We start from the raw sequence: 18,775 nt of genomic DNA on the forward strand, positions 1-18,775 counted from the left end.
CCTGCCCCGAATTTATCTCAGCGCACCGCCTCAGCGAGCGGCCGGGCCGCCGCAGCAACATTCCTCGCGGCTGCGCTCTTGATGAATCCGCCGCCGAGCACGCGCGCCTGGCCTGACGGCGCGTCGTAGAACACGCAGGCCTGCCCGGGCGATACGCCCTCTTCGCCGACAACGAGCTCGACCTCATAACCGCGATCGGTCCTGCGCAGCCAGGCCGGCTGCGGCGCGCGCGTCGAGCGCACGCGCACGAACATCTCGATGCCATCGCCGATGACACGATCGAGCGCGCCGTCGCCGATCCAGTTGACGTCGCGCAACAGAATACGATCCATGCGCAGCGCTTCGCGCGGGCCGACCACGACACGGCGGCTCGCCGCATCCAGCCTCACGACATACAGCGGCGCGCCGGTCGCGATCCCCAGGCCCTTGCGCTGGCCGACGGTGAAATGAACGATGCCCTGATGCTGGCCGATCACCCTGCCGTCGAGATCGACGATGTCGCCGGGCGCGACCGCATTCGGCTTCAAGCGGCTGATGATGTCGGTGTAGCGGCCGGTCGGCACGAAGCAGATGTCCTGACTGTCCTGCTTGTCGGCAATCTCGAGCCCAAAGCGGCGCGCGAGTTCGCGAACCTGCGGCTTGGTCATGTCACCGAGGGGAAAGCGCAAATAGTCGAGCTGCTCGCGCGTGGTCGCGAACAGGAAATAGCTCTGGTCGCGATCCGCGTCGGCGGCACACACCATCGCCCGCGATCCGTCGGCGAGGCGCCGCGAGGCGACATAATGCCCGGTCGCGAGCACCGCCGCGCCAAGCTCGCGCGCGGTCGCGAGCAGATCGCGGAACTTGATCGCGCGGTTGCACTCGATGCACGGCACCGGTGTCTCGCCAAGCGCGTAGCTGTCGGCAAAATTGTCGATCACCGATTCGCGGAAACGGCTCTCATAGTCGAGCACATAGTGCGGAATGCCGATCCGCTCGGCGACATTGCGGGCGTCATGGATGTCCCGCCCGGCGCAGCAGGCGCCCTTCCGATGGGTCGCGGCACCGTGGTCGTAAAGCTGCAGCGTGATCCCGACCACGTCATAGCCTTCCGACTTCAACAGCGCAGCCGTCACCGATGAGTCGACGCCACCGGACATGGCGACCACGACCCTGGTGTCCTCGGGACGGCCTTCGAGATCGAGACTATTGCGCATGGAAGAGGTCATCGATTTCTATCGCGAGCAGCTTTTGCCCCCGCGACCAGCGTTAAAAAGCGGACTTTGCCCAGAAGGCTTTGAAGCATCGCCGAAAAAGGCTGGTTTGCCTCGTCGCGGTGCAGGGAAAGCCACCCTTTAATATAGGCCGTATCGCCGCGAAGCAATCAGCCGTCCTTGGAAGAGATACAGACGGCAAATCTTGCCGCCGGGCAAAAAGCGAACCGCCGCAACATCGTTCCAAATTCGGCGCCGGCCTCCTAAGGCACTGTAACATAACGATATTTCGTCAAGCATCCAATGGCCCGCTCCTTGCTGATGGGGAACTGAAATTCCATCTCGAGGGTCCGTCGTGGTCAACGTCGCGCAAGAAGCATTGGCAAGCATGTCGTTTCAGGCCAATTCGCCGAGGTCGGCGCGGCCCGATTCCGGCCCCGCGGCCGGAAATGACAGTTTTGCCGCGCTGGTTGACAGCAACACGGCTGCCCGCGACGAGCGTCCCGACGATGGTTCCCGAGTGCCGCCTGCATTGGCGCGCCGGAACGATGATCCTGCTCCGGCAACGGACTCAAGGTCGCGCGATGACAACCGCGCGGGCCCTGACCGCCCTGAGCGGGACACTGTCGATGCGCGTAACGGCGCCGCCTCCAGCGGCCGGACGGACAAGCCCGATCGCGCCGATTCGAAACCCGAGACGCCGACGTCTGACCGGCCGAAATCCGATTCAGCGGAGGCGTCGAAGCCGAAGGACGATACCCCGGCCAAGGATGATGCCAAGGACGGCGACGAGTCCAAGCAGGACGACGGCACCGCTGCAACCACGGTGATCGCCGCAACGGTTTCCGCAGTCGTTACCGGCACCGCCAATGCATCGCCCGCGACGCCGCCCGCGTCCGACACGGCCACCGCTCCGCTCGCGACGGCGGCCGCCGCCATCGCGGCCGTAGCCTCGGTCGCCGGCGCAGCTCCGGCAGCGGCCAACGCCGTCAAGACCGATGCGCAAGCCGACGCCGAAGCGGTAGCTGCCGTTTCGGATGGTGCGCAGGCGGTTGGCTACACCGCCGCGACCGGCATCGCGCTGTCTGCAGCGTCGCCGACGCCGCAGGCGAAGGCAGCAGCCCAGTCAAAGCCGACACTGACCGCGAAGGACGCCATCCCGACATCAGGCCAGCAAGATAGCTCGACGGACTCTGCGCCGGCCGAAGCACCAACCGGCATTGTCCCTGATATCGCCCCGCCAACCGCGGCCGCGGGCAAACAGAAAGCCGAGCACGCCTTTGTTGACGCGGTGAAGGCGGACGCCTCGGGTAGTTCCGCGCAGACGCCGGCGGCACACGCGGCAATCCATGCGGAGACGGGTACCGCGAATGCGGCACAAACGCTTGCCGCCGCATCCGACAATGCTGCGCAGGCGGCCGCCATGATCCAGCCGCAGGTTCCGTCCGCGTCCGCGACGCCGTCGGCCAATTCGCAACTGACCGTGACCGCGGCAACGACCCATAACAACGCGGTGCCAGTCAGCGGTCTTGCGATGGAGATCGCGGCCTCGGCCAAGAACGGCAAGAGCCGTTTCGAGATCCGGCTCGATCCGCCCGAGCTCGGGCGCATCGATGTACGCATCCATGTCGACAACAATGGCCAGGTGACGTCGCATCTGACCGTCGAACGGCCGGAAACGCTGCAGATGTTGCGCCAGGACGCCAACCAACTGCAGCGCGCGCTGGACAATGCCGGTCTCTCGACCGGCAATAGCGGGCTGCAGTTCAGCCTGCGCGACCAATCGTCGTCGGGACAGAACGGCGGCAACCAGTCCAATCCCAATGCCCATCGCCTGATCGTCAGTGAAGAGGACAGCGTGCCGGCGACCGTCGCCGGCCGCAGCTATGGCCGCATGCTCGGCGCGAGCGGCGGCGTCGATATCAGAGTCTAGAGGAGACTGCCATGGCAACCGACGTATCCATGCCGTCGCCGGTCGTATCGGCGCCCGGGACCGGAACGAGCACCGGCAACAACGCCGCGTCAACCCAGACGCAGGGCATCGCCGACAACTTCCAGACCTTCCTGACGCTGCTGACGACGCAATTGCAGAATCAGAACCCGCTCGATCCGCTCGACACCAACCAGTTCACCGCGCAGCTCGTGCAGTTCGCCGGCGTCGAGCAGCAGCTCAAGATGAACGACCAGTTGAGCTCGATCGTCGCCCTGGAGAAGAGCGCGCAGTCGACGCAGGCGCTGATCTACGTCGGCAACACCGTTGCGGTCGACGGCAGCAAGGCGAATTTCAACGGCGCGGCGACCTGGAACATCAACTCCCCGAAGGACACCAACGCCACCATCACGATCACCGACTCGACCGGCCAGACCGCCTATTCCGGCACTTTTTCGCTGAAATCAGGTGGCTCCAGTTTCGTCTGGGACGGCAAGGGCAATGACGGCACGCAATGGCCGCCGGGCAGCTACACGCTGACAGCGACGGGCAAGGACTCGTCCGGCAACACCGTCGCGATCTCGACCGAAGTCCAGGGCATCGTCGATTCCGTCGACCTGACCGCCACCCCGCCGCTGCTCTCGATCGGTGGCGAGACCTATACGACCGACCAGATCAAGCGGGTGATCCGTCCGAGCACCGGCAACGGCAATGACAATGGCTCAGACTCCGGTTCTGACAACGGCTCCGGCTCCGATTCCGGCTCGAGCTAGTCCGCCGCGATGGCGGCGATGAAGAGCGCACAGGCCGCCGTGGAGGCGACCGTCCGCACGTGATTCCAGAATGTCCACTCCTTGAGATAGCGCGCCCACAGGGACGCCGCCTCAGTGCTCGCCGGATCGGCGTCGGCCAGCGCATTGTTGAGCGGCACGTTGAAGATCATCGTGACGACGAACATGCCCACCACGTAGACCACGCCGCCGGCGAGCATCGCCAGCGCGCCGGGCTCGCCCAGGCGGAAGACCGCGACGAGGGCCAGGATCGCGCTCACCAGCGTCGTACCGAGGAAGAGCGGCATGAACAGCGAGCGGACGATATCGACATTGATCGCATTCATCGCCGCGATGCCGGATGCCTGGCCGATGCGGCCGAGCGCGCCCATGATGAAGGTCGAGAACGCAAAATAGAGCCCAGCCATCAGGCCGCAGCCGAGCGCGGAGAACCAGAGCAGGATCGGCATTGCAATCTCGTGCACGGGCGAGCTTCCCCCCGGTTGTGATTCGACCCTCCCGGCGCCTGTCGGCGCCGGCCTGGTCGCTTTGCCACACTGGCACAGGTGCCGGGGCGGAGCCACCTTGCCGGCATTTCCAACGCGATTCGTATTGCACGCTTGCGCTTAGGTAAATTTTAAGCCGACACGCGTAGGTTGGCCGGGTGAGTTCAGTGGTCGAGAGTTTGTGAGTACGCCATGACAGAACCCCATCGCCCGAGGGTGAAATACGTCATCGGGCCCGACGGCAGTCCGCTAACCATCGCCGACTTGCCCGCGCCCGGTACAAAACGGTGGGTCATTCGCCGGAAGGCTGAAGTCGTTGCCGCGGTGCGCGGCGGTCTGCTCTCCCTTGAGGAAGCCTGCAGCCGCTACACGCTGACGGTCGACGAATTCCTTTCCTGGCAATTCTCCATCGATCAGCACGGCCTGGCCGGGCTGCGCACCACCCGGATCCAGCAATATCGCCAGTAAGCCCTCGAAACCAATCGAATTTGATGAAAACCGGCCTCGCTTTGCGAAGCCGGTTTTTTTCATGTCCTACATTCTGCCGCGGTTCTTAACCGTCGTTAACCAGATGGAAACCATACCCTAGGCAATAATTGCCCAGTCGGACCCTCGAGGGCCGAATCCCCTGGGGGCGGTTGGTGCAAAGTCTGGTTGCTTTCCTGAAGGGCCTGGGCGCGGCCCGGTTGGCGGCGATGGTGGCGGTCACCGCCGCGCTCATCGGCTTCTTCGCCTTCGTCATCATGCGCGTCACCACGCCGCAGTTGACGACCCTGTTCACCGATTTGAGCGTCGAAGACTCCTCCTCGATCGTCAAGGAGCTCGAGCGGCAGGCGATCCCGTTCGAGCTGCGCAATGACGGCGCCGTCATCATGGTGCCGAAGGACAAGGTCACGCGGCTGCGCATGAAGCTCGCCGAGGGCGGCATGCCCAAGGGCGGCGGCGTCGGCTACGAGATCTTCGACAAGTCGGACGCGCTCGGCACCACGAGCTTCGTCCAGAACATCAACCATCTGCGCGCGCTGGAGGGCGAACTCGCCCGCACCATCCGCGCCATCGACCGTATCCAGGCCGCGCGCGTGCATCTGGTGCTGCCGGAGCGGCCGCTGTTCTCGCGCGAGACGCCGGAGCCGTCCGCATCCATCGTGGTGCGGGTGCGCGGCACCCTCGAGCCGCAGCAGATACGCGCCATCCGTCACGTCGTCGCCTCCGCCGTCAACGGGCTGAAGCCGCAGCGGGTGTCGATCGTCGACGAGGCCGGCCAATTGCTCGCCGACGGCGCCACCAGCGATGCCGACAACGCGGTCGGCGACGAACGCCGCGCCGCTTTCGAGAAGCGGATGCGCAAGCAGGTCGAGGACATCGTGTCCTCCGTGGTCGGCCAGGGCCGCGCCCGTGTCCAGCTCTCCGCCGATTTCGACTACAACAAGATCACCCAGACCTCGGACAAGTTCGACCCCGAAGGGCGCGTGCTGCGCTCGAGCCAGACCCGCGAAGAATCCAGCCTCAGCGCCGACAACAGCGGCCAGGTCACGGTCAACAACGAGTTGCCGGGCAACCAGAACCAGGACAATGCCGCGCGCGCCCGCGACCAGAGCAAGAAGAGCGAGGAGACCAACAATTACGAGATCTCCCGCACCACCAAGACCGAGGTGACCGAAGCCGGCCGCGTCAACCGCATCTCGGTCGCGGTCCTCGTCGATGGCAGCTATGCCAAGAACGAGAAGGGCGAGATGGTCTATCAGGAACGCTCCAAGGAGCAGCTCGACCGCATCGCCGCCCTGGTGCGCTCGGCGATCGGTTTTGACCAGAAGCGCGGCGACCAGGTCGAGGTCGTCAACCTGCGCTTTGCTGAAGCGCCCTCGGTCACTCCGCTCAATGAACCGACCGGCCTGCTCGGCATGCTGCAGTTCACCAAGGACGACGTGATGTATGTGATCGAGCTCGGCGTGATGATGCTGCTCGGCCTGGTCGTGCTGTTCATGGTGATCCGCCCGCTGGTCAAGCGCATCCTGGCTGCGGAGGTCGTACCCAGCCGCGCCGAGGCCGCGGTGCCAGCGCTGACCGACAGCAGCGCACAAGCCGGCGGCGAAGGCGGACAAAGTCAGGCGCTCCTGCCCGGCGGCGGCGCTGCGCACATGATCGACGTCGCCCAGATCCAGGGCCAGGTCCATGCCCAGGCCGTGAACCGCGTGGGCGAACTGGCCGAACGCAATCCGAACGAAACCGTCTCCATTGTTCGCCAATGGCTGACCGAGCCTGCCGAGACCTGAGATGGCCAGCGTCCCACAAACCGCAAACGCCAACGACATCACGAGCGTCATCTCGACGCTGTCGAGTCGTCAGGGCGACCGTCCGAAGAGCAAGCCGATTTCCGGCCCGAAGCGCGCGGCGATCCTGATGCTGGCGCTCGGCGAGAAATATGGTGGCAAGGTCTGGTCGCTGCTCGATGACGACGAGGTGCGCGAGCTGTCGATGGCAATGTCGACGCTCGGCACCGTCGAAGCCGACGTGGTCGAAGACCTGCTGCTCGAATTCGTCTCGCGGATGTCGGCCTCCGGCGCGCTGATGGGCAATTTCGACGCCACCGAACGGCTGCTGCAACAATATCTGCCGCCCGACCGCGTCTCCGGCATCATGGACGAGATCCGCGGTCCCGCAGGCCGCAACATGTGGGAGAAGCTCTCCAACGTCCAGGAAGAGGTGCTCGCCAACTACCTCAAGAACGAATATCCGCAGACCATCGCCGTGGTGCTGTCGAAGCTGAAGCCGGAGCACGCCGCTCGCGTGCTGGCGATCCTGCCCGAGGACATCGCGCTCGATGTCGTGGGCCGCATGCTGCGGATGGAGGCGGTGCAGAAGGAAGTGATCGAGCGCGTCGAGCAGACGCTGCGCACCGAATTCATGTCCAACCTGTCGCAGACCCGCCGCCGCGACGCCCACGAAGTGATGGCCGAAATCTTCAACAATTTCGATCGCCAGACCGAGACTCGCTTCATCACCTCGCTGGAAGAGGAAAACCGCGAATCCGCCGAGCGCATCAAGGCGCTGATGTTCACCTTCGACGACCTGGTCAAACTCGATTCCGCCTCCGCCCAGACGTTGATGCGCCATGTCGACAAGGAGAAGCTCGGCATTGCGCTCAAGAGCGCCAACGAGGAGGTCCGCAACTTCTTCCTGGGCAACATGTCCTCGCGTGCCGGCAAGATGCTGATGGATGACATGGGGGCGATGGGACCGGTGCGCCTGCGCGATGTCGACGAGGCCCAGGCGCTGCTGGTCAATCTCGCCAAGGATCTCGCCGCCAAGGGCGAGATCATGCTGACCAAGAACCGTGCTGACGACGAGCTGGTGTACTGATGGCTGCGCCCGCAAAATTCCTGTTCGATACCGACTTCTCGGCGCCCGCCAAGTCGCGCGAGCGCGCCGCCACCGCCGCGGAGATCGCCCAGAAGATCGCGGAAGCCGAAGCGCGCGCCTATCGCAACGGCTACGATGCCGCCCAGCGCGAGGCGAAAGTGGAAAGCGACCGCCGCGCCGCGCTCGCGCTGGAAGAGATCGGACTCGCAATCAGGAACATCGCGTCGCGTTTTTCCGGCATCGAGGCGCGGATGGAGACCGAAGCCGTCGATGTCGCGGTCGCGGCCGCGCGCAAATTATGCAGCGAGCTGATCGCGCGCGAACCGCTTGGCGAGATCACGGCGCTGGTGTCCGACTGCTTCGCGCATCTGGTCTCGACGCCCCACATCGTCGTCCGCATCAACGATGCGCTCTACGACGGCGCGCGCGAGAAGATCGAGCGGCTGGCAACGCAGAGCGGCTTTCAGGGCCGCCTCGTGATCCTGGCCGAGCCGACAATTGCGACTGGCGATTGCCGGATCGAGTGGGCCGACGGCGGCATGGTGCTGGAACGCGCGGCCATCGAAGCCAAGATCGACGAGCTTGTCGGGCGCTACATGGCGTCCCGTGACCAACGGCCATGAGATTGAGCCAAAGGATCGACGATGAGTGACACCGACGCACATGTCCCGCTCCCCGACCTCAACTCGGCGGACGCACCAAGGGACGACGATGTGGGCTATCACGAGGATGAGCACGCTTCGCGCATCGCCTCCGACCTCGAGGCCGTCTTTGACGTACCGGTGCAGGTCTCGGCCGTGCTCGGCCGCTCCAAGATGGATGTCGGCCAGCTCCTGAAGCTTGGCCCCGGCACCGTGCTCGAGCTCGACCGCCGGGTCGGCGAAGCCATCGACATCTATGTCAACAACCGCCTGGTGGCGCGCGGCGAAGTCGTGCTGGTCGAAGACAAGCTCGGCGTGACCATGACCGAAATCATCAAGGCAGAGCGCACCTGATCATGATGAATCCACACTGGACAACGCCGAGACAGTGCGACGCCCCCTCTCCCGCTTGCGGGGGAGGGCTGGGGTGGGGGTCTCTCCGCGATGGGACAGTCTTTGAGTGGGGAAAGCCCCCACCCGGCGCTTTCGCGCCGACCTCCCCCGCAGGCGGGGGAGGTGAAAACAGGTTCATTTAACCGATAGACGCGCGACGGACGCGCGGGAGACAGGAGACACTCATGCGGCTTCTCATCGTTGGCACCCTCAAGGGCCAGCTCACGACCGCCACCAAGATCGCGATGGACAACGGCGCCTCCGTGACGCACGCGGAAGGCAACGAGCAGGCGATGGCGGTGTTGCGCAGCGGCAAGGGCGCCGACCTGCTACTGGTCGATGTCGGCCTCGACATCCGCGACCTCGTGATGCGGCTGGAAGCCGAGCACATCCACGTGCCGATCGTTGCCTGCGGCATCTCCAACGATGCGCGCGCCGCGGTGGCGGCGATCCGCGCCGGCGCCAAGGAATACATCCCGCTGCCGCCCGAGCCGGAGCTGATCGCCGCCGTGCTCGCCGCGGTCGCAAACGACTCGCGCGACCTCGTCTACCGCGACGAGGCCATGGGCCGTGTGATCAAGCTGGCGCAGCAGATCGCGGGCTCGGACGCCTCCGTGATGATCACCGGCGAATCCGGAACAGGCAAGGAAGTGCTGGCGCGCTACGTCCATTCCCGCTCAGCGCGCGCCAAGCGTCCGTTCATCTCGATCAACTGCGCGGCGATCCCCGAGCATCTCCTTGAATCCGAATTGTTCGGCCACGAGAAGGGCGCCTTCACCGGCGCGATCGCCCGCCGCATCGGCAAGTTCGAGGAAGCCACCGGCGGCACGCTGCTGCTCGACGAAATCTCGGAAATGGATGTGCGCCTGCAATCCAAATTGCTGCGTGCGATCCAGGAGCGCGTGATCGACCGCGTCGGCGGCACCAGGCCGGTGCCGGTCGACATCCGCATTATCGCGACCTCGAACCGCAATCTCGCAGACGCTGTGCGCGCCGGCACCTTCCGCGAGGACCTCTTGTTCCGCCTCAACGTCGTCAATCTGAAAATCCCGCCGCTGCGCGACCGGCCGGCCGACATCCTCGAGCTGGCGCAGCATTTCGCGAAGAAATACGCCGGGGCCAATGGCGTGCCGCCGCGGCCGCTGTCGGCCGAGGCACGGCGGGTGCTGACCACGAACCGCTGGCCGGGCAACGTCCGCGAGCTCGAAAACACCATTCACCGTTCGGTGCTGATGGCACAGGGCGATGAGATCGGCCCCGAGGCCATCGTAACCCCGGACGGCGATCGCCTCGACCTCGCCAGGACTGCGCCTGCGGTGGCGCATGCCACCCTCGCCGCCGAGCAGGTGACGCGCGCGCTGGTCGGCCGCACGGTTGCCGACGTCGAGCGCGACCTGATCCTGGAGACGCTGAAGCACTGCCTCGGCAACCGCACCCATGCCGCCAACATCCTCGGCATCTCGATCCGCACGCTGCGCAACAAGCTGAACGAATATGCCGACGGCGGCTTGCCGATCCCGCCGGCGGGATCTGGCACCGCCGATTATCAGCGCCTGGCGACGGCGGGGTAGCCCAGGCCACCAGCACCGTCATTGCGAGCGCAGCGAAGCAATCCATAGCACCGCACACGGAGACATGGATTGCTTCGTCGCTTTGCTCCTCGCAATGACGGATGCGGCTGCTTTCGCCTCGCAATGACGCCTCGGGCTATGAATATTCCGGCGCGTCGTGCTTTCTGAAGATGCGGATGGGATCACCGGGCGTAAGGTCGCGTCCGGTAAACGCGGCATAGGCATAGAGTGCGAGATAAGCGACCGCGAGCGCACCGATGCCGTAGAAGACCCAAGTTGCAAGACGTTTCATCAAGCCCATGATGCGCTTTGTTCCCCGGCAATAGAAGACCGATGCCTTCTATTGCGCGACAGGACAAAACGCCACGGCTGGCATCTCCGTTCCTAGCGCAGATGCACCCCGCGAGTGGGAACGCTGACGTCGGCCAGCTTGGCCGCATCCTCATCCTGGTCTACGGCGACATAACGGCCCTGCCAATAGGCGAGTGCGCCGGTGCGCGCAGAGACCTGCACATCGAGCACGCGCCCGATGACGATGGCGTGCGAATGGCGCTCCACGACGTCCTCGACTTCGCAATCGATCGCCGCCAGCGCGCCGACCAGAAGCGGCACGCCGGAGGCTCGCGTCGTCCATTGGGCGCCGGCAAAACGTTCGGCGCCCTTGAGCCCGTCCCTGCCGGTGAAGCGCTCGGCGATCTCGATCTGGTCCGAGCTCAGGATGTTCACACCGAAAACGCCGTGGCGTTTGACCAGCGGCCAGGACGATGCGGCGCGGTTGAGGCTCACGATCAGCGAGGCTGGCTCGACCGACAGCGAGGAGACCGAGGTCACCGTCATCCCGGAGATCTCCTTGCCCCGCCCCGCCGTGATGACGCTGACCCCGCCGGTCAGATGGCGCATGGCGCCGCGGAACTCGTCGGAGGTGACCACGGGATCGATCGCGATGTTGCGGACGGCGGAGTTCATGCAGGCCTCACAGGTCGTCGGAAGTGTCTTCGGTGCCTTTCAGGAGATTCTTCAGGATCGCACCCTCGAGCGCTGCGAGTTCTGCCGAGCCGCGCTCGCGCGGACGCGCGATGTCGACATTGAAATCGTGCGCGATGCGGCCATTTTCAATGACCAGCACCCGGTCGGCCAGCGCCACCGCTTCCGAGACGTCATGCGTCACCAGGATCGCGGTGAAGCCCTGATCGCGCCACACCCGTTCGAGCAGCCGCTGCATCGAGATCCGCGTCAGCGCGTCAAGCGCGCCGAGCGGCTCGTCGAATGCCAGTACCCGGGGCTGGCTGACCAGCGCACGAGCCAATGCGACGCGCTGCTTCTGGCCGCCCGAGAGCACCGAAGGCCATTGCCCGCGCTTCTCGCCGAGGCCGACCTCGACCAGCGCCTTTTCCGCGCGCGCCTGCGCATCCGCCTGCGACCGCTCGCGCCCGAGGCCGACTTCGACATTCGACAGCACGCGCGCCCAGGGCAACAGCCGCGGCTCCTGGAACATGACGCGGACATCCTCGGCGCGCGCCTGCTCGCCGAAACCGATGCTGCCGGCGGTCGGCTTTTCCAGCCCCGCGATCAGCCGGAGCAGCGTGCTCTTGCCGCAGCCGCTGCGGCCGACGATCGCGACGGACTGGCCGGCGGGGATGTGCAGGTCGATGCCGCGCAACACCTCGTTGTCGCCGAAGGATTTGCGCAAGCCGCGGATGGTCAGCGACAGCCCGCGCGACGGCACGTCGGGAGCACGGCGGAACTGGCGCGCCTCCTCGGCAAAATCCTCGCGCGCCACGGCCGCGGCCTCGAGCGAGCGAAAGCGAAGAACTTCCTGCATGTCTCTTCCTCAGTTCCTTAATGTTTCTGGAAGGCCGGGTGCCAGGACAGCGTCAGCCGCTCCAGCGCGCGCGAAGCGCTGTCGGCAAGCTTGCCGAGCAGGGCGTAGATCAGGATCGAGAGCACGACGACGTCGATCAGCATGAATTCGCGCGCCTGCATCGCCATGTAGCCGAGCCCCGAGGAGGCCGCGATGGTCTCGGCCACGATCAGCGTCAGCCACATGATGCCGAGCGCAAAGCGCAGGCCCACGAAGATCGACGGCAGCGCGCCCGGGAAGATCACGCGGCGGAACAACTCGCCGTCGCTCATGCCATAGATGCGGCCCATCTCGATCAATTGCGGATCGACGGTGCGGATGCCGTGCAGCGTGTTGAGATAGATCGGGAAGAACACGCCGAGCGCCACCAGGAACAGTTTTGCGGACTCGTCGATCCCGAACCACAGGATGACCAGCGGGATCAGCGCCAGGTGCGGGATATTGCGCACCATCTGCAGCGTGGTGTCGGTCAGTTTCGCCGAGAGCTGTGATAGGCCGTTGGCGAGGCCGAAAGCGAAGCCGATGCCGCCGCCGACCAGAAAGCCGATGCTGGCGCGCCAGAAGCTGACCCAGATATTGCGGACGAGTTCGCCCGACAACAACAGCTTCCATCCCGCCAGCGCGACGTCGGTCGGCGCCGGCAGCACCCGCGCGGGCACAAAGCCGGTGACGCAGGCAAGTTGCCAGATGGCAATGATGGCGAGCGGCACGATCCAGGGGATCAGGCCATCGGCCCGCGGCAATCTTGGCGCGCGGACGCGCGGGAGGCTGTCGATGAGGCTCATGATTCCGATACCTGTTTTTGCGGCCGATAGTCGTTGCCGATGGTCTCGCCGAACGGCCCGGTGTTGACGCGGATCGGCGTCACGTTGCCACCATGTTCGAGCGACAGCAGTGGGAACACCAGCTCGGCGAAGCGATAAGCTTCTTCGAGATGCGGGTAGCCCGACATGATGAAGGTATCGATGCCGAGGTCCTGATACTCCTTGATGCGCGCCGCCACCGTCTGCGCATCGCCGACCAGCGCGGTGCCCGCGCCGCCGCGCACCAGGCCAACGCCAGCCCACAGGTTCGGACTGATCTCGAGCTTGTCGCGGCGGCCGCCATGCAATTGCGCCATGCGCTGCTGGCCGACTGAATCCATCCGCGAGAAGATCTTTTGCGCCGCCGCCACCGTGTCGTCGGTGACGTACTGGATCAACTCATCGGCGGCCCTCCAGGCCTCCACATTGGTTTCGCGCACGATCACGTGCAGACGGATGCCGAAGGAGATCTTGCGGCCGCGCTTGTCGGCAACCGCCTTCACGCGCGCGATCTTCTCTGCCACCTGCGCCGGCGGCTCGCCCCAGGTGAGGTACTTGTCGACGGTGTCGACGGCGACGTCGATGCCCGCATCCGATGAACCACCGAAATAGAGTGGCGGCCGCGGCGACTGGATCGGCCGGAACAGCAGCCGGCCGTCCTCGATGCGGATGTGCTTGCCCTCGACATTGACGGTCTTGCCGGCGAGCAGGTCACTATAGACGTTGAGGAACTCGCGCGTCACCTCATAGCGCTCGTCATGCGCCAGGAAGATGCCGTCGCCCTTGTTCTCGACGGGGTCGCCGCCGGTGACGACGTTGATCAAGAGCCGTCCGTTCGACAGCCGGTCCAGCGTCGCGGTCATGCGCGCGGCGACGGCTGGCGATTGCAGGCCGGGCCGCACCGCCACCAGATAGCGCAGCCGCTCGGTCTGCGGCGCGACTGCGGAAGCGGCCACCCAGGAGTCCTCGCAGCTTCGCCCGGTCGGAAGCAGCACGCCGTAATAGCCGAGCTGGTCGGCGGCCTGCGCGATCTGGCGCAGATAGTTGAAGTTCACCTCGCGTCCGCCAATGGAGGTGCCGAGATAGCGGCCGTCGCCATGGGTCGGCAGGAACCAGAGGATGTTGGCGTTGGGTTGCTTAGTCACGATCCGGACCTCCGCGCGACGTCTGAAATCTTGATGGGTTTCGGCAACAGGCCGAGGGCAAAGAACGTGTCCGCCACCTTCTGCTGGTCGGCGACCACGGAGTCAGTGATCGGCTTGATGCCGTAGGACTGGCGCTTCAGCGCCACCTCGACTACCGGCACAGACAGGCCAATGGTCGGTGCAAGCTGCTCGGCGACTGCATGGATGTCGCCCTTGGCCCAATCATCGACCTCGCTCAATTGCGCGAGCACGAGATCGACGATGTCAGGATCGCTCTCCAAAAACCTCTTCGAGGAGAAATAGAATTGATAGTTGGAGACGATGCCGGTGCCATCAGCGAGCGTGCGTGCGCCGGTCGCAGCTTCCGCCGCGGCCTGGAAAGGATCCCAAATCACCCAGCCATCGACCGCGCCGCGCTCGAACGCCGCGCGTGCATCGGCGGGTGCGAGGAACACCGGCTCGATCTCGGAGTATTTAACGCCGGCCTTCTCCAGCGCCTTCACCAGGAGATAATGGACGTTGGAGCCCTTGTTCAGCGCGACCTTCTTGCCCTTGAGGTCGGCAACCGACTTCAGCGGGCTGTCCTTCGGCACCAGGATCGCCGTCGCCTTTCGGCGCCGGCGGCTCATAGGCGACATATTGAATGGGCGCACCGGCGGCCTGCGCGAAGATCGGCGGTGCTTCGCCGGTGTTGCCGAAATCGATCGCACCGACGTTGAGCGCTTCGAGCAGCGGCGGTCCGGACGGAAACTCGGTCCACACCACCTTGTAGCCGACCGCCTTCAACTTCTCCTCGAGCGTGCCCTTGCTCTTGAGCAGCACCAGCTTGCCGTATTTCTGGAAGCCGATGCGGACGGTTTTCTCCTGTCCGTAGGACGCGCTGACGGCCGCAGTGACGATGCTGACTGAAAGCACCGCGCTGGTGATCCAGCGTTGAACGATACGTCGCATAATGACCTCTGTGTGGAAATGAACTCAGCTCTGGGGATTGCGCCAGACGATGTCGCGGATCGCGATCTGTTTCGGGATCAGGCCGAGCTTGAAGAAGCGGTCGGCGACGCCCTGCTGGGTCGCGACGATGTCGTCGGTGACCGGCCCGATCCTGAACGCGGCTCGGTTGGCGGCGATGGTCTGGATGTCGAGCGGAATGCCGGTGACGGCGCTGAGCGATTTCGCCACGTCATCGCGGTGCGCCTCGGCCCACGTTGCCGTCGACGCGAGCACATCGATGACCTGCTGCAAAACGGGACCGTGATTTTTCGAAAAGTCGCGGTTGGCGATGAAGAACGAGTTGGTCTTGGTGATCTCGTGGGCGTTGACCAGGATGCGGCCGTTCTGCTTGGTCTCGCCGATCGCGAAATACGGATCCCAGATCGCCCAGGCGTCGATGCTGCCATTGGCGAACGCAGGTCCCGCATCAGGCGGCGCCAGATAGACCGGGGTGATGTCGCTATAGGTGAGGCCGGCCTTTTCCAGCGTCTGCACCACGATGTTGTGCGCGCTGGAACCCTTGGTGAAACCGATGCGCTTGCCCTTGAGATCGGCAATGATGCGGATCGCCGAATTCTGCGGCACCAGGATGCCCTGGCCATTGGTGATGGGCTGGCCTGCAGCGTAAACGATGGCCGCGCCGGCAGCTTGCGCAAAGACCGGCGGCGAGTCGCCGACCGCACCGAAATCGACGCTGCCGACGTTCATCGCTTCCATCATCGGCGGGCCCGAAGAGAACTCGACCCACTTCACCTCGATGCCGGCCGACTTGAAATGATTTTCCAACGTCGCGCGTTGCCGCGCGATAACAAGCACACCATTCTTCTGGTAGCCGATACGAACTTCCTTCACCGCCGCTTCGCCCCGCGCGCGCAAGGGCAGCGTAGCGACGGCGGCAGAGCCGAGCGAGAGCTTGAGGAACTCGCGGCGCTTCATCACAAAATTCTCCCGACGATCGAGCGCGTTATCGGCGCGCTATCATGCAACGTCATGAAATGATGGGGGGAGCGAATGAAGCTGTCGAGGACCCCGAAAAAATAGCGATGCCCGCACTGTCGTGCGGGCAATGCGCGTGACGTTTCTTTCAAAGCGCGGATTGTGCGTAGCGAAATTTTTTCTTCACGAAATCGGGATGCGAGTCGCGCTCTCCGCTGTCGTCCCGGGCTTGCGCGCCGCGGCGAAGCCCCTTGGCGTAGCCGGGACCCGGGACCCATGACCACAGGGCGTAGTTGTGCGCTCCGCTGCAACTGCTCCCTCGCCTCACAACTCCTCCCTGTGGTTATGGGTCCCCGCGTTCGGCAGGGCTATCGCATATGAAATAGAACTTGGTGGGCGGCCCTTCGCGGCCCATCCTTCGAGACGCACGCTTGCGCGTGCTCCTCAGGATGAGGTCTGATTTCGCGGCGGGATCTTAGACCGTCATGGTGAGGAGCGCCGCTTGCGGCGCGTCTCGAACCATGAGGCCCGCCTCGTTCACAGCCACCAAACTGCAATATGCGATAGCCCTGCCGCGTTCGCAGGGACGACGGCGGTGTGTGGTTTGCGAGAATCCGTCAGCCGGTCGCCACGACCTTCGGCGCCCCGCCGGGATTAATCGACAGTTTTCCGTAGCGATCCTTGAACGCTTCGGTGTCGATTTCCTCGAGCTTGATCTCGCCGCTCATCACGCCTTGCTTCCACGCATTGTGCTCGGGATCGCGCTGGAACTCCGGCATCACTTCCCTGGCGAACAATTCGAGCGACTCGCAGATATGCTCATGCGTGTTCTTGCCGGCTTGATTCAGCAGGATCACCTGGTCGATGTGGGAGGTGCGGAAGCGGCGCAGCTTCTTGCGGATGGTTTCAGGCGATCCGATCAGACCGCCGCGCAATGCAGCTTCCTGCGCTTCCGGATTCTCGCGCTTCCATTTGTTGTACTCGTCCCACATGTTGACGGCGCCTGGCGCCGGCCGCTGCCGGTTCTGCGACGCGCCATAATAGCGCAGCGCGAACTGGAAGAAGGTGGCGCCGTCGGCGCGCGCACGCGCTTCCTCGTCCGTCTTCGCGCACATGAAGAAGGAAACCAGCGCCATGTTCGGATTGATCTGGTAGTCGGCGAGCTTCTTCAGCCGCTTCGTGATCGCGTTGTAATAGGCATGCACCCAGGCATGCGCCGCTTCCGCGCTGACGAATTGGAAGCCGAGCGCGCCGAAACCGTGCTGCCCGGCGCGCTCGATGGTCGGCAATTGCGAGCACGCCATCCAAAGCGGCGGATGCGGCTTCTGCACCGGCTTCGGCACCACGTTGCGCAAGGGGATGTCGAAATATTTGCCGTGATGCTCGGTGCCGACCTTGGTGAACATCGGGAAGATCGCCGCGACCGCTTCTTCGAACACCTCCCGCTTGGTCTCCATATCGCGGCCGAACGGCGTCAGTTCGGTGATCGAGGCGCTCTCGCCCATGCCGAATTCGCAGCGGCCGTTACTGAGGAGATCGAGGACCGCGACCCGCTCGGCGACCCGCGCGGGATGGTTGGTCGTGAGCTGCAGGATGCCGTGGCCGAGCCGGATGTTCCGGGTGCGCTGGCTCGCCGCAGCCAGGAACGATTCCGGCACCGGCGAGTGCGAGTATTCCTCGAGGAAGTGATGTTCCACGACCCAGGCATAGTCGTAGCCGAGCCGGTCGGCGGTCTCGAGCTGCGTCAATGCGTCCTGGTAGAGCTTGAGTTCGTCGCCCTCGTTCCACGGACGCGGCAGTTGCAGCTCGTAGAAGATGCCGAATTTCATGGCGTCGCTCCCGTACGTCTTGTTTGTTTGCGCCAGTCTATTGCCGGGGCATGCGAAGTCCAGTCTCCGCCAATTCCGGGTGGCGGAAGATGCACGCTGCAACCAAACGGTAACCTTGCCGGTTGCCGCGCCGCCGAATCCCCTCCGTGCGGATACAATGCTGGCGCGCATTGATCTGGATCAGTGCTAAAATGTCCCAGCGACGTTACGTTTGAGGAAGGCAACGAGGCCTTCCCCCATACAACATGAATTGAAGCGAGACGACGTATGTCGGCAACCAGCGACGATGCGAGCGCGAGGCCGCGCCGTAGGCGCATGGAGATCTTCGCGTTTCTTTTTCTCACGGCAGTTGTGATGCCCGCTTTGGCCGTAGCCACGGTGGGCAGCTACGGCCTTGCTGTGTGGATCTATCAGATGATCGCGGGCCCACCGGGCCCTCCCCCGCCACATTGATCAGCCGACCTAAGGAGTACGCCATGATCAGAGCTCAGACTGCCATCGATCGCCGAGCGCTCATCACCGGCCGTGTCCTGCAAGCCGAGCCTGTCGTGCCGCCGCCCGGCGGCGAGATCGCCAGCATCCTCGTGCAGGTCCGGCCCGACCGGCTCGAAGCCACCGAGGCTGCGATCACGGCACTGCGCGGCTGCGAGATTTACGGTCGCGATGAGAAGGGAAAGCTCGTGGTCGTCGTGGATGCGCCCGATGCGAGTTCGCTCGGCGCCACCCTCAATGCGATTTCCGCGCTGCCCAACGTCTATTCCGCCTCGCTCGTGTTCCACGCCGTCGATCCAGGCGCTGTCTGATGTCGCGCGATCAAAGGCCCCTCAACCAAAGGGAAGGAAACGCC

20 protein-coding genes and 1 pseudogene are annotated in these 18,775 nt (G+C 64.6%); 11 read left to right on the plus strand and 10 right to left on the minus strand.

Annotation, left to right across the window (positions count from 1 at the left end; genetic code table 11):
- Positions 1-17: 17 nt before the first annotated feature.
- Positions 18-1,196, minus strand: a complete 1,179-nt coding sequence (mnmA, locus tag ACVJGD_RS20670; RefSeq protein ID WP_456636072.1) for a tRNA 2-thiouridine(34) synthase MnmA — start codon at positions 1,194-1,196, stop codon at positions 18-20.
- Here mnmA and ACVJGD_RS20675 point away from each other — a divergent pair.
- The 3 genes from ACVJGD_RS20675 (at position 1,195) to ACVJGD_RS20685 (ending at position 3,896) form a co-directional block, all read left to right on the plus strand.
- The gene (locus tag ACVJGD_RS20675; protein WP_456636073.1) at positions 1,195-1,338 is read left to right on the plus strand and encodes a hypothetical protein; all 144 of its coding nucleotides are present in this window, start codon (positions 1,195-1,197) and stop codon (positions 1,336-1,338) included. The two genes, mnmA and ACVJGD_RS20675, sit on opposite strands and share 2 nt — an antisense overlap.
- 243 nt (positions 1,339-1,581) lie before the next feature.
- Positions 1,582-3,126: a flagellar hook-length control protein FliK gene (locus tag ACVJGD_RS20680; RefSeq protein ID WP_456636074.1), complete on the plus strand. Its 1,545-nt coding sequence runs from the start codon at positions 1,582-1,584 to the stop codon at positions 3,124-3,126.
- A gap of 11 nt (positions 3,127-3,137) precedes the next feature.
- The gene (locus ACVJGD_RS20685; RefSeq protein ID WP_456636075.1) at positions 3,138-3,896 is read left to right on the plus strand and encodes a flagellar hook assembly protein FlgD; all 759 of its coding nucleotides are present in this window, start codon (positions 3,138-3,140) and stop codon (positions 3,894-3,896) included.
- Here the strand turns inward: ACVJGD_RS20685 and ACVJGD_RS20690 are convergent.
- On the minus strand, positions 3,893-4,363 hold the full coding sequence (locus ACVJGD_RS20690; RefSeq protein WP_456640319.1) for an anthrone oxygenase family protein: 471 nt from the start codon (positions 4,361-4,363) through the stop codon (positions 3,893-3,895). The genes ACVJGD_RS20685 and ACVJGD_RS20690 overlap by 4 nt on opposite strands.
- A gap of 228 nt (positions 4,364-4,591) precedes the next feature.
- Between ACVJGD_RS20690 and sciP the strand changes: the two genes are divergently transcribed.
- From sciP to flbD, 6 genes are all read left to right on the plus strand, one after another.
- Positions 4,592-4,867 (plus strand): CtrA inhibitor SciP, encoded by a 276-nt coding sequence (gene sciP / locus ACVJGD_RS20695; protein WP_002714638.1) that lies wholly within the window; start codon positions 4,592-4,594, stop codon positions 4,865-4,867.
- Positions 4,868-5,040: 173 nt separating this feature from the next.
- Positions 5,041-6,672 carry a flagellar basal-body MS-ring/collar protein FliF gene (fliF, locus tag ACVJGD_RS20700; RefSeq protein WP_456636076.1) on the plus strand — a complete coding sequence of 544 codons (1,632 nt, stop codon included), beginning with the start codon at positions 5,041-5,043 and terminating at the stop codon, positions 6,670-6,672.
- 1 nt (position 6,673) lies between these two features.
- Positions 6,674-7,759: a flagellar motor switch protein FliG gene (gene fliG, locus ACVJGD_RS20705; protein WP_456636077.1), complete on the plus strand. Its 1,086-nt coding sequence runs from the start codon at positions 6,674-6,676 to the stop codon at positions 7,757-7,759.
- Positions 7,759-8,382: a FliH/SctL family protein gene (locus tag ACVJGD_RS20710; RefSeq protein WP_456636078.1), complete on the plus strand. Its 624-nt coding sequence runs from the start codon at positions 7,759-7,761 to the stop codon at positions 8,380-8,382. Before fliG ends, ACVJGD_RS20710 begins: the two co-directional genes overlap by 1 nt.
- Positions 8,383-8,403: 21 nt before the next feature.
- Positions 8,404-8,754, plus strand: coding sequence for a flagellar motor switch protein FliN (gene fliN, locus ACVJGD_RS20715; RefSeq protein ID WP_456636079.1), 351 nt, complete (start codon positions 8,404-8,406; stop codon positions 8,752-8,754).
- 224 nt (positions 8,755-8,978) lie between these two features.
- A complete protein-coding gene (gene flbD, locus ACVJGD_RS20720; protein ID WP_456636080.1) occupies positions 8,979-10,364 on the plus strand; it encodes a sigma-54-dependent transcriptional regulator FlbD in 1,386 nt (461 codons plus the stop codon).
- Positions 10,365-10,500: 136 nt separating this feature from the next.
- Here the strand turns inward: flbD and ACVJGD_RS20725 are convergent, their stop codons facing one another.
- The 8 genes and pseudogenes from ACVJGD_RS20725 to ACVJGD_RS20760 all read right to left on the minus strand — a co-directional run bounded on the left by ACVJGD_RS20725 (position 10,501) and on the right by ACVJGD_RS20760 (position 17,928).
- Positions 10,501-10,665 carry a hypothetical protein gene (locus tag ACVJGD_RS20725; protein WP_456640597.1) on the minus strand — a complete coding sequence of 55 codons (165 nt, stop codon included), beginning with the start codon at positions 10,663-10,665 and terminating at the stop codon, positions 10,501-10,503.
- 83 nt (positions 10,666-10,748) lie between these two features.
- Entirely contained in the window at positions 10,749-11,330 is a 582-nt protein-coding gene (locus tag ACVJGD_RS20730) for a flavin reductase family protein (RefSeq protein WP_456636081.1), read from the minus strand.
- Between the two features lie 7 nt (positions 11,331-11,337).
- Entirely contained in the window at positions 11,338-12,186 is an 849-nt protein-coding gene (locus ACVJGD_RS20735; RefSeq protein ID WP_456636082.1) for an ATP-binding cassette domain-containing protein, read from the minus strand.
- A 17-nt stretch (positions 12,187-12,203) separates the two neighbouring features.
- Positions 12,204-13,010 carry an ABC transporter permease subunit gene (locus ACVJGD_RS20740; RefSeq protein ID WP_456636083.1) on the minus strand — a complete coding sequence of 269 codons (807 nt, stop codon included), beginning with the start codon at positions 13,008-13,010 and terminating at the stop codon, positions 12,204-12,206.
- Positions 13,007-14,173, minus strand: coding sequence for an FMNH2-dependent alkanesulfonate monooxygenase (gene ssuD, locus ACVJGD_RS20745; RefSeq protein WP_456636084.1), 1,167 nt, complete (start codon positions 14,171-14,173; stop codon positions 13,007-13,009). The genes ACVJGD_RS20740 and ssuD overlap by 4 nt, the downstream gene beginning before the upstream one ends.
- Positions 14,170-15,124 (minus strand): annotated as a pseudogene (locus ACVJGD_RS20750) (sulfonate ABC transporter substrate-binding protein). Before ACVJGD_RS20750 ends, ssuD begins: the two are co-directional and overlap by 4 nt.
- Positions 15,125-15,148: 24 nt before the next feature.
- Positions 15,149-16,099, minus strand: coding sequence for a sulfonate ABC transporter substrate-binding protein (locus ACVJGD_RS20755; RefSeq protein WP_456636085.1), 951 nt, complete (start codon positions 16,097-16,099; stop codon positions 15,149-15,151).
- Positions 16,100-16,716: 617 nt separating this feature from the next.
- Entirely contained in the window at positions 16,717-17,928 is a 1,212-nt protein-coding gene (locus tag ACVJGD_RS20760) for an LLM class flavin-dependent oxidoreductase (RefSeq protein WP_456636086.1), read from the minus strand.
- Between the two features lie 267 nt (positions 17,929-18,195).
- On the opposite strand from ACVJGD_RS20760, the gene napE reads away from it, so the two are divergent.
- The gene (napE, locus tag ACVJGD_RS20765; protein ID WP_028165371.1) at positions 18,196-18,381 is read left to right on the plus strand and encodes a periplasmic nitrate reductase, NapE protein; all 186 of its coding nucleotides are present in this window, start codon (positions 18,196-18,198) and stop codon (positions 18,379-18,381) included.
- A 23-nt stretch (positions 18,382-18,404) separates the two neighbouring features.
- Complete coding sequence (locus ACVJGD_RS20770; RefSeq protein ID WP_456636087.1) at positions 18,405-18,731, plus strand: chaperone NapD; 327 nt, start codon at positions 18,405-18,407, stop codon at positions 18,729-18,731.
- The last annotated feature ends 44 nt before the right edge of the window (positions 18,732-18,775 follow it).

The organism is Bradyrhizobium sp. USDA 10063, from assembly GCF_054063735.1.